The organism is Pantoea sp. CTOTU46764 (assembly GCF_031974595.1).
Classification (GTDB): domain Bacteria; phylum Pseudomonadota; class Gammaproteobacteria; order Enterobacterales; family Enterobacteriaceae; genus Pantoea; species Pantoea trifolii.
Window position 1 is genome coordinate 37,284 of record NZ_DALYOQ010000029.1, and the last position, 10,956, is coordinate 48,239.

A 10,956-nucleotide genomic window follows, 5' to 3' on the forward strand; every position below is an offset into this window, starting at 1 on the left:
TCTTACGTAATGCAGCAATGATATCTGCCGGATGCCAATCCACTTTCCTTGGGTACATAACTTTCTTCTCCGTGTCCGTGTTATTACTTCATCTCCGCTGAAAAAGCTTTCCCGTCGCAGAGATATCTGGAAAAAACCCGCATTTTTATAGCAAATGTTTCCAGTTAATTTCCAGTAAATGTTTGAACGGCGCACGAAACTGCGTCGCTTTTCGCAAAAGTGATGCAAGCGATGTAAGTAAAGGGGAGAAGAGTGAGAAAGGAAACGGGACCAATTCAGGCCCCGTTAAAATCAGAAGTCGCGTTGTACGGACATGTGCGCCAGCGCTTCAAGTGCGCTGCGCCACGGGCTTTCAGGTAATACTTGCAGTGCTGAGATAGCTTTATCCGCCTCTTCTTCAGCACGTTTACGCGTCCACTCCAGCGAGCCAGTTTGTTGCATCGCTGCCAGCACCGGTTCCAGCAGATGACGACCGTTGCCTTCTTCAATCGCTTTGCGGATCATCTGCGCTTGCTCAGGCGTTCCATTGTGCATCGCGTGCAGCAGCGGCAGCGTCGGTTTGCCTTCGCTCAGGTCGTCACCGGTATTTTTACCCAGTGTTTCGCCATCCGCGCTGTAATCCAGCAAATCATCAATTAACTGGAAAGCGGTACCAAGATAGCGACCATAATCCTGCAGTGCTTTTTCCTGCGCTGGCGACGCATCAGCTAAAATCGCCGATGCTTGCGAAGCTGCTTCGAACAGGCGGGCGGTTTTGCTGTAGATCACCCGCATGTAGCTCTCTTCAGTGATGTCGGGATCGTTGCAGTTCATTAACTGCAGCACTTCCCCTTCGGCGATCACGTTGACCGCTTCCGACATCAGCGCCAGGATCTTTAAGGATCCCATGCTGGTCATCATCTGGAATGAGCGCGTATAGATAAAATCGCCCACCAGCACGCTAGCCGCATTACCAAACGCGGCGTTCGCGGTGGCTTTGCCACGGCGCATATCGGATTCATCCACCACATCATCGTGCAGCAGCGTCGCCGTATGGATAAATTCGATCAGCGCCGCATTGGTGATGTGCAACGATCCCTGATAATTCAGCGCGCGTGCCGACAGCACAGCGATCATCGGACGGATGCGTTTGCCCCCGCCGCTGATAATGTAATAGCCCAACTGGTTAATCAGTGAGACTTCTGAATTCAGCTGCTCGAGGATGGTCTGGTTGACGGCCGCCATGTCCTGCGCGGTTAATTCATTAATCTGTTCTAAGTTCATTCGTCTTTTCAGCTTTACTCGTTTTTTGCATGGTAAGCGCTTTAAACAGCGTGAGTTCAGGTAATCTGTTACTGATTGTACTTGAAAAATCGGGTTGCGAAACGTTTGCATTCGCTTTGCGCTTTTTTTCTGCAAGAGAGTGCAAAGTGCTCTTGTCTTCTGCTGGAGTATTGCGTAGAATTCGCGCCCTATTGTGAATATTTATCGCGCCGCCTGATGAACAAGAAAGGCACGCGCAGAAGCGGAGTTTTATATGTACGCGGTTTTCCAAAGTGGTGGTAAACAACACCGAGTAAGCGAAGGTCACGGTCGTGGCGAGAAAGTTAAAATCGTTAAGTTTCGTCGTCGTAAACACTACCGTAAGCAAGCTGGTCACCGTCAGTGGTTCACAGATGTGAAAATCACTGTGATCGGCGCGTAAGAGGAGATCTGACAAATGGCACATAAGAAGGCTGGTGGCTCGACCCGTAACGGTCGCGACTCCAACGCAAAACGTCTGGGTGTAAAACGTTTCGGTGGCGAATCTGTTCTGGCAGGTAGCATCATCGTTCGTCAGCGTGGCACCAAATTCCACGCAGGTAGCAACGTAGGTTGTGGTCGTGACCACACCCTGTTTGCCACCGCAGACGGCAAAGTAAAATTCGAGATTAAAGGCCCGAACAACCGCAAATATATCAGCATCGTTGCTGAGTAAGGTTGTCGTGCTGCAGACGTCTACCGTCTGAATACACGAATGAAAGGCCCCGCAGCTTTGCGGGGCTTTTTACATTCTGCTACTGAGCTTGCTGGATAACAGTTACGCTTTAGCACAGTTGTTGTACAATTTATGTACTCCTGGCTTTGCCAGTCTTGTATTATCCGCCGTCGGTCAGCGCAGAAGACCCTGGCGGACCCGTTTGCGGCCTGCAAGCTGCCGTGAACGACAGCGTGACGGAGAAATAAAATGAAGTTTGTAGATGAAGCGACGATCCTTGCGGTCGCGGGTGATGGCGGCAACGGTTGCGTAAGCTTCCGCCGTGAAAAATATATTCCAAGAGGCGGCCCGGATGGCGGCGACGGCGGCGACGGCGGCGACGTATATCTGTTGGCAGATGAAAACCTCAACACCCTGATCGATTATCGCTTTGAAAAGTCTTTCCGTGCCGAACGTGGCCAGAATGGCCAAAGCCGTGATTGCACCGGTAAACGTGGTAAAGACATCATTGTTAAAGTGCCGGTCGGTACCCGCGTCATTGATCAGGGTACAGGCGAAACGCTGGGCGACATGACGCGTCATGAGCAGAAGCTGATGGTGGCGAAAGGCGGCTGGCATGGCCTGGGCAACACGCGCTTTAAATCCTCGGTTAACCGTTCCCCGCGTCAAAAAACCATGGGAACACCGGGCGAGAAGCGTGACCTGCAACTGGAACTGATGCTGCTGGCTGACGTTGGTATGTTGGGTCTGCCGAATGCCGGTAAATCGACCTTTATTCGCTCGGTATCCGCAGCGAAACCAAAAGTTGCGGATTATCCGTTTACTACGCTGGTGCCAAGTCTTGGCGTCGTGCGTATGGACAACGAAAAGAGTTTTGTTGTCGCTGATATCCCTGGCCTGATAGAAGGCGCAGCGGATGGCGCAGGTTTGGGTATTCGCTTCCTGAAGCACCTTGAGCGCTGCCGCGTGCTGCTGCACCTGATCGATCTTGCCCCTATCGATGAATCTGATCCGGTAGAAAATGCCCGCATCATTCTCGGCGAGTTGGAGAAGTACAGCGATAAACTGTTCCAGAAGCCGCGTTGGTTAGTGTTCAACAAATGTGACCTGCTGAGCCGCGAAGAAGCGGAAAGCCGTGCCAAAGCGGTAGTGGAAGCATTAGGCTGGGAAGAAAAATATTACCTAATCTCTGCGGCTAGCCATGATGGCGTGAAAGATCTTTGCTGGGATGTGATGAGCTTTATCATCGAAAATCCAAAAGAAGCCGAAGAAGAAGCTAAAGAGCCAGAGAAAGTGGCCTTCATGTGGGATGATTATCACCGTGAAGCCATGGAAACGGCGCAGGAAGTGGAAGAAGACGACGATTGGGATGACGACTGGGACGAAGAAGACGACGAAGGCGTCGAAATCATTTACCAGCGTTAATCGCACAAAAAAGCGGCCAGAAGGCCGCTTTTTTTATCTCTTAACCCAGCACCGCCACCGTCAATCTCGAGGTGCAGCACAGCTGATCGCGGGCATTACGAATCTCAATCTGCCAGCTTTGATTACGCGCACCAAGGTGTAGCGGGCGACAAATGCCACGCACTTCACCGCTGCTTACCGCGCGATGGTGGCTGGCACTCACCTCAATGCCCACCACGCTTTTGCCGTCTTCGATGCTGAGATAACCGGCGATCGATCCCATCGACTCCGCCAGTACCACCGAAGCACCGCCGTGCAGCAAGCCAAACGGCTGCTGCGTGCGGGCATCCACCGGCATGGTGGCTTCTAGGTAATCCTCACCGATGGTGGTAAACACAATTCCAAGGTGTGCCACCAGCGAGTTTTCACCCATCTTATTCAACGTTTCAACATCGACCGATCGTTTCCAGATTGCCATCACTTAGGATCCTAGCGTTGCGCCACCGTCGACCACAATATCCTGCAGTACTACGTGGCTGGCAAGATCCGAAGCGAGGAACATCACGTTCGCGACGATCTCCTGCGGTTTCGCGATCTTACGCAACGGGATCCCCAGCTTGTACTGATCCGGGAAACCATTAATCATCTCCTGCTCGGCTTCTGGCGTATGCCACAGGCTGCGTTGCATATCGGTATCGGTGGAACCTGGCGAGACGATATTGCAGCGCACGCCGAACGGAGCCATTTCCAAACCCACGGTCAGACACAAGCTGCGCAGTGCGGCCTTGGACGCGCCATAAGCGGACATCCCAAGACGTGGCGCATGTGCCGCATTGGACGCGATGGTGACAATCGCGCCCGCACGCTGCTGGCGAAACACCGGCAAGGTTTGCTGGAACATGTTGAACGCGCCGCCGGCATTCACCGCCAGACACGCTTGCCAATCTTCAAACGCCAGTTCATCGGTGCTGCCAATACGCAGGATGCCGGCACCGTTCACCAGCACATCCAGACGTGGCTGGTCCGCCAGCAAACGCTGACAAACCGCTTTCACCTCGGCGGCGTTCGCGACATCCAATACCTGCGTGGTGAACGGATAGTCGGCTTGATCGAAACGCAGATCGAAGCCGATAACCTGCGCACCTGCCTGATGGAAGCTCAGCGCGGTGTGATAACCAATCCCTTTGCCCGCGCCGGTCACCCAGACAATCTTTCCGCTAAAGTCGAACGTCGCACTCATTTAGTCGGCACCCTTGATAACAGCGCCCACCAGCCATCGACGGTCGGATTTTTTGCCAGACTGACGAAGTCGATATCGCTGTGCACCTGACGCCAGCGCGCCGCCAGCGCCATTACGCGTACCGAATCCAGACCGTAATCGATTAGGTTCTCGTCATCTTCCGGCACATCGTCATCTTCCAGCAGCGGCAGAATCAGCGCGCGCAGATCGTCTTTGCTCAACGGCAGCGGCATCAGATCGGCGGTCATCACCACTTTACCGCTGCGACCCGCAGTGTAAGTCAGCGCCATCATGTGCTCTTCACGCGTGAAGTCAGCCAGCGCATCCGCCACCATAAACGGCTGGATGTTACGCATAAAGGCGTCAGTCGCGGTGGTCAGGCAGCCGATGTGTGCGTACACGCCGGTGATGATCAGCTGATCGCGGCCCATCTCCTGCAGGATCGATTCCAGCGGTGATCTTACGAAGGCGCTGTAACGCCATTTGGTCAGAACCTGGTCGTCCTGATCCGGTGCCAGCGCATCAACGATCTTCTGCTGATCCGGATGTTTGTTCAGGCCCGGTCCCCACATGTCATTAAGCAACGCGCGATCGGCATCGCTCTGCTCGTTCGGCTGGGCGGTGTAGAACACCGGAATGCCCTGCGCTTTGCAGTAAGCACGCAGGCGAGCGATGTTTTCCACCACCTGATTAACCAGCGGGCTGTTTTCGCCCCAGAAATTGAGGAAATAAGCCTGCATATCATGAATCAGCAGCGCGGCGCGCTGAGGTTCCACCGCCCACTTCACTTTATTGGTTGGCAGTTCAGTCGCTGCAGGCAGCGCGTAAGCGTTCAGTTTTGGAATAGCCATTACAATCTCCGGAACAGGTCAGGCTTGCGCTTGTTGATCGGCAAGCTGTTGGCGTAAACGTTTTTTATCCACCTTGCCAACAGGCGTCAGCGGCAGGGCATCTACGCAGGTAATACGGTCAGGTAATTTGAACTCGGCCACGCCCAGTTCGCGCAGGTGACGACGCAGCGCCACTGCTTTAATCGGTTGGCTGGCGACAATAAAGGCGCAGCTCTTTTCACCCATCAGTTCATCGTTCATCGACACCAGCGCGGCGTGGATCACGTCTGGATGGCGCTGGAGCAGGTTTTCGATCTCTTCCGCGGCGATCTTCTCGCCACCGCGATTGATCTGATCCTTTTCGCGCCCTTGCACAGTGATGTAGCCCTGCGCGTCGATCTCAATCAGATCGCCCGAACAGTAAAATCCGTTGGCATCGAAGCTGGCGGCGTTATGTTCCGGGCTCTTGTAGTAGCCACGGAAGGTATAAGGGCCGCGCGTCATCAGGCGGCCGATGGTGCCGGTAGGCAGCGCATTGCCGTGTTCATCGGCGACCCACACTTCGTCATCTTCAGAGATCGGCCGGCCTTGCGTGGTGAGAATGATGTTCTCATCGTCGCCAAAGCGGGTGTAGTTCACCAGACCTTCGGCCATGCCGAACACCTGCTGCAGCTGACAGCCGATTTCGCGCTGAATACGTGCCGCCAGGGTTTCGCCCAGTTTGGCGCCGCCCACCTGAATACGCTGCAGCGAGGCCAACTGTGTATTGCTGCCCCATTCCTGAATCGCCTGTAACCACAAACTCACCGCAGGCGGCACCAAACCGGTATCGGTGACCTGATGCTTCTCAATAAGTGGGAAGCAGAGCGTGGCGCTGGGATCGGCGGCCAGAATTACCTGACCACCGGCATAAAATACGCCGAGCGAACCCGGTGAGCTCATGGCGAAGTTATGCGGTGCGGGCAGGGCGATGAGATAGCGTGTATCGGCGGTCACGTCGCAGATCTCATCACTGGCGCGAATGCTGTAGTAATAGTCGTTGTGGGTGCGCGGAATCAGCTTCGGCGTGCCGGTGCTGCCGCCAGAGAGCTGGAAAAACGCCACTTCATCGGCGGCGGTTGGCGTGGCGACGAAATCACCCACAGCTTCCACCATCAAGGATTCCAGCGTGTTTTCCGGCTGGTTGTCATTACGCAGAATCACTTGCTGCAGTGAAGGCTGCGCATCGCATAGCGCGTTGATAAAGCTATCGTCAGCAAACAGCGCGTGACTGCGATCGGCAATCAGCAGTTTAGGTTCGATCTGCGCCGCATAGGCGCTCAGCTCAGTACGCTGATGGCTGAACAGCGCGAATACCGACGCCACGCCGAGCTTAAACAGCGCAAATACTGTGACATAAAAATCGGCCACGTTACCAAGCTGTACCAGCGCCGTATCGCCGTTTTGCAGGCCGCGACGCTGCAGCGCGGCGGCCAGATTGCTGCTCAGCACATCCATTTCGCGATAGCTGATCTGACGGTCGCCATCAATCACCGCGATGGCATCATTGTGCTGATGCCGCGCCAGAATGTCGGTCATCGGCACATCCAGCCAGTAACCTTTTTCACGGTAGCGCGCAGCCAGATCGTCCGGCCAGCGAGTATAGGGAATGCTCATGCTCTTTCCTTTATTGCAGTCCAAAGGCGCGCAACATGGTGTCCAGCTTCACGCCGGTTTCACGCCACTCTGATTCGGGTTGGGAGTCGGCGACAATGCCCGCGCCAGCAAACAGGCGCACGCGCGTACCCTGCACGGTGCCGCAGCGGATGGTGACCACCCATTCGCCATTGCCTTGGCTATCGCACCAGCCGACGATGCCGCCAAACAGCTGGCGATCAAAAGGTTCCAGCTGCTGAATCAGCTGCTGCGCGCGCTGATGCGGGAAGCCGCTCAACGCTGGCGTGGGATGCAACAGGCAAGCCAGCGACAGCGCATTTTCGCGCTCATCCTGCACTTCACCGTCGATTTGCGTGGCGAGATGCCACAGCGTGGCGGTGGTGATCAGCGATGGAATGGTTGGCACCGACAGCAAACGGCTACGCGGCTGCAAGGTGTCGCGCATCGCGTCGGTCACCAGTTTGTGCTCATGACGATCTTTGCCGGAACCCATCAGCGTATCGCCCGCAGCACGATCCTGTTGAGCATCGTCGTGATTGCGCCGCGCCGAACCCGCCAGCGGACAAGAGCTAAAATCGCGCCCCTGTTTGCGTAGCATCAGCTCCGGACTGGCGCCAATCAGCGCACCGCCTTGCGGCAGCGGCAGATGGAAATGGTAGCTGTTGGGGTTCTGCGCAATCACGCGCTGCATCAGTGCGGCGGTATCAACCGGTTGTTCGGTGACGATATCCATCAGACGCGACAGCACCACTTTATCCAGATCGCCGCGCTGCGTGGCCGCCACTGCATCGGCCACCATGGTGGTAAATACGTCGTGGTCCGGTATCGCTGCGCGGCGACGCACCTGCGGCAGATCGCTGACGTTTTGCGGCAGCGCGCTTTGCAGGTCGGCGCGGTTGAACGTCTGATAGGTTTCAGGAATAAACAGCGCAGCCGGTTGGCTGACGTCAAACGGGATCGCGCCGACCAGAATTGGATTGTCGATGCCCTGTTTTTTCGCCGCTGCAAAATGCTGACGCAGCTGTTGTTGGAAATCACCGTCCAGCGACGCGGCGTCTGCTACCGGCGCGGTAATGGTGGTATAGCATCCTTGCGTTGCCAAACTACGCCACGGCGAGGTAAAGAGGAAACCACGGCTTAGCGCGGAATAATCCTTCAGCCAGGCATTTTCAAACGTGGAAGATTCCACCATAATTTTCACCTATAAATGATAAGATTATTAAGAATGATTATCATTTTTATTATGGGCCTGTAACCTACGTCGATTGGGCAAAGGTGTCAATCCATTCGCGGGATTTCAGCTGCGTTTAAACGTAACCAGGCGCTGACGCTAAGCAGGGCAATATGCTAAAAAGTGGACCAAAACTTATGAATAAATGCGGTTTTTGGGGCATTGCAGCCCTTATATGTGTTTTCCAGATTTTCACCAGCATCGCCCACGCCGAACAAGGTTGGCCGCGCAGCGTGCAGGGTGCCAACGGATCGATCACCCTCAGCCACGCGCCGCAGCGCATTGTTTCGACCAGCGTCACGCTGACCGGCTCGCTGCTGGCCATTGATGCACCGGTCATCGCGTCCGGCGCAACCGCACCAAACAGTCGTCTTGCCGACGATCAGGGTTTCTTCCGTCAGTGGAGCGATGTTGCCAAAAAGCAGCATCTGCAACGTCTGTACATCGGTGAACCCAATGCCGAAGCGGTTGCTGCGCAAGCGCCGGATCTGATCATCGTCAGCGCTACCGGCAACGATTCTGCCATTAAACTCGCCGAACAGTTCTCGGCTATCGCACCGACGCTGGTGGTCAATTACGACGACAAAAGCTGGCAGGATGTCGTCACGCTGCTAGGCCAGGCGAGCGGTCACGAAGCGCAGGCGGCGCAGCGCATTAAAGCTTTCGACGATCGTGAAGCGGCGCTGAAAAAAGCCATCACGCTGCCACCGCAGCCGGTTTCCGCTATGGTGTGGAACGGCGGCGGACGCGCGGTCAATCTGTGGACCGCAGCCTCGGCGCAGGGCAAGCTGCTGGAACAACTTGGCTTCACCCTGGCAACGCCACCGGCGACGGTTGAGCAGGGCCACAGCATGGGGCAGCGCAAAGACATCATTCAACTGTCGGGTGAAAACGTTGCCAGCGGGCTGAACGGTAAAACCTTCCTGCTGTTTGCCGCTGACGATAAAACCACGCAATCGGTGCTGAGCAATCCATTCCTCGCGCAAAACGCTGCCGTGCAGAACAAACAGGTGTACGAGCTGGGCGTCGATTCGTTCCGTCTTGATTACTACAGCGCCAGTAATCTGCTGGCGCGTCTGGAAAAGCTGTTCGTTAAATCATGATGCCTGTTCCGCCAGCTCCGGTGCTGGCGGGTGGTAACGACGTAAACGGCCCATCACCAACCACATCGCTATGCCCAGTAGCGCCGCCGCAAAGCCAAACACGGCGGCGGCCTGCGGTGGCAGCAGCCATGAACCCATTGCGCCAATCACCGCCGCACCAATCGCATCGCCGGTCACGTTCTGCGCGGTCCACAAGCCGTTGATACGGCCTAACAGATGATCCGGCGTTAATGCCTGAATCATCGCGTACTGCACCAGACTGTTGATGGCGCTGAAGTAGCCGAAGGCGACTAAACAGGCTAATGCCAGCGGCAGATTCGGCATCAGGCTAAACAAACCCAGCGCGATAAACGCCGCAATCGCGCTGCCGAGCACCAGCTGTCCGGGACGCGCGGCGTGTTTCAGTCTACCGCTGGTGAATGCGCCGATAGCCGCACCAAGCGGCACGGCAGCGTACATCAGGCCAAGCTGGTCCGCGCTTACTGACCAATGCGGCGCGAGGGATGGATAGAGCACGCGCACCGCGCTGGCCAGCGTCACTAATGCGCCAATCAGCGCCACCATGCCGACAATCGGGCTGGCGAAAAGAAATTGCACGCCAGCGGCGAGGGATTTCAGCGGATGTTCACGCGGTTGCGGCGGAGGCGGCAAGGTCGGCAATTTCAGCAGCGTTAACACGGTAAGCAAAGTGCCGAAGGCGGCGAGGGCGTAGTTCCAGGTTACGCCGCCATGCGCAATCACCAGACCGGCAATCGCTGGCGATAAAATCGAGCCAAAGCGCACCGTCAACATGGTGATGGCGCCCGCCTGCATAATGTTTTCCCTGCCGACCAGCGCGGGCGTCGCCGCCAGCAGCGCGGTCACGCCAATCGCGCCGAAAAAGCCATCCCAGAAACCGAGCAGATAAACCGCGATCAAAGAGGGTTCTGGCAGCGCGGCGTTGATGGTGAGCGCGATAAAACCTAAGCCGCAGGTGGATCGGGCAAAAAGAATCAGCTTTTTGCGTTCATGGCGATCCGCCAATACGCCGCCGGTGAGCAGGCCGATAAACATGCCCGCAGCGGCCAGCGTCACCGCCAATCCCACCAGCAGCGGTGAATTTGTCAGGTGCTGGATCTGCACCGGCACCGCCACGGCGAGCATACCGAGCGCGACAATCGAGATAAAACGCGCGATAAACACCGCGCGAAAAGCCGGATGGGTTTTCAGCAGCGAGAGATCGATAAAGTGGGAAGATTTGTTCATGTGTTCGCCTTATTGCACCAATTTTCCTCATCGTCCGCGAGGCGAGTCATGGTAACATAGCTAAACGCGAGTAATAACGATAACCATTATCAAGTTACATCGCGCATGCGACGACGTTGAACAGTGAAGGTTTAGAACGCTATGCGCCAGATTCGTGCATTAGCAGGCTCAGGGATTCTGCTCTTGCTCCTCATCGCGCTCAGCTTAATGCTGGGGGCAAAATCGATACCGCTTCCCGATGTTTATCATTCGCTTACCACCTCCTGTAACAGCGCGGAGTGCGTCATTGT

11 protein-coding genes are annotated in these 10,956 nt (G+C 55.8%); 4 read left to right on the forward strand and 7 right to left on the reverse strand.

The annotated features are described in order from the left end of the window. Positions 1-291: 291 nt before the first annotated feature. Positions 292-1,263: an octaprenyl diphosphate synthase gene (ispB, locus tag RTM06_RS11975; protein WP_008104346.1), complete on the reverse strand. Its 972-nt coding sequence runs from the start codon at positions 1,261-1,263 to the stop codon at positions 292-294. A 253-nt stretch (positions 1,264-1,516) separates the two neighbouring features. Here ispB and rplU point away from each other — a divergent pair, with 253 nt between their 5' ends. The 3 genes from rplU (at position 1,517) to cgtA (ending at position 3,382) form a co-directional block, all read left to right on the forward strand. Further along, entirely contained in the window at positions 1,517-1,684 is a 168-nt protein-coding gene (rplU, locus tag RTM06_RS11980) for a 50S ribosomal protein L21 (RefSeq protein ID WP_312182404.1), read from the forward strand. Positions 1,685-1,699: 15 nt separating this feature from the next. Beyond that, positions 1,700-1,957 carry a 50S ribosomal protein L27 gene (gene rpmA / locus RTM06_RS11985; RefSeq protein ID WP_007886647.1) on the forward strand — a complete coding sequence of 86 codons (258 nt, stop codon included), beginning with the start codon at positions 1,700-1,702 and terminating at the stop codon, positions 1,955-1,957. A gap of 249 nt (positions 1,958-2,206) precedes the next feature. Further along, positions 2,207-3,382: an Obg family GTPase CgtA gene (gene cgtA, locus RTM06_RS11990; protein ID WP_008104343.1), complete on the forward strand. Its 1,176-nt coding sequence runs from the start codon at positions 2,207-2,209 to the stop codon at positions 3,380-3,382. A gap of 40 nt (positions 3,383-3,422) precedes the next feature. On the opposite strand, the gene RTM06_RS11995 is transcribed toward cgtA, so the two are convergent. From RTM06_RS11995 to RTM06_RS12015, 5 genes are read right to left on the reverse strand one after another with little or no spacing between them, the layout of a single operon-like run. Next, positions 3,423-3,839, reverse strand: a complete 417-nt coding sequence (locus RTM06_RS11995) for a hotdog fold thioesterase (RefSeq protein WP_312182406.1) — start codon at positions 3,837-3,839, stop codon at positions 3,423-3,425. A gap of 3 nt (positions 3,840-3,842) precedes the next feature. Beyond that, entirely contained in the window at positions 3,843-4,601 is a 759-nt protein-coding gene (gene dhbA / locus RTM06_RS12000; protein ID WP_256698266.1) for a 2,3-dihydro-2,3-dihydroxybenzoate dehydrogenase, read from the reverse strand. Further along, the gene (locus tag RTM06_RS12005) at positions 4,598-5,452 is read right to left on the reverse strand and encodes an isochorismatase family protein (protein ID WP_312182408.1); all 855 of its coding nucleotides are present in this window, start codon (positions 5,450-5,452) and stop codon (positions 4,598-4,600) included. The genes dhbA and RTM06_RS12005 overlap by 4 nt, the downstream gene beginning before the upstream one ends. Before the next feature lie 18 nt (positions 5,453-5,470). Then, on the reverse strand, positions 5,471-7,087 hold the full coding sequence (locus RTM06_RS12010) for a (2,3-dihydroxybenzoyl)adenylate synthase (RefSeq protein ID WP_312182410.1): 1,617 nt from the start codon (positions 7,085-7,087) through the stop codon (positions 5,471-5,473). A gap of 10 nt (positions 7,088-7,097) precedes the next feature. Further along, on the reverse strand, positions 7,098-8,279 hold the full coding sequence (locus tag RTM06_RS12015) for an isochorismate synthase (RefSeq protein ID WP_312182412.1): 1,182 nt from the start codon (positions 8,277-8,279) through the stop codon (positions 7,098-7,100). A 176-nt stretch (positions 8,280-8,455) separates the two neighbouring features. Here RTM06_RS12015 and fepB point away from each other — a divergent pair, with 176 nt between their 5' ends. Then, a complete protein-coding gene (gene fepB / locus RTM06_RS12020) occupies positions 8,456-9,421 on the forward strand; it encodes a Fe2+-enterobactin ABC transporter substrate-binding protein (protein ID WP_312182415.1) in 966 nt (321 codons plus the stop codon). Here the strand turns inward: fepB and entS are convergent. Continuing rightward, positions 9,416-10,666 (reverse strand): enterobactin transporter EntS, encoded by a 1,251-nt coding sequence (gene entS / locus RTM06_RS12025; protein WP_312182417.1) that lies wholly within the window; start codon positions 10,664-10,666, stop codon positions 9,416-9,418. The genes fepB and entS overlap by 6 nt on opposite strands. Positions 10,667-10,956 lie beyond the last annotated feature (290 nt).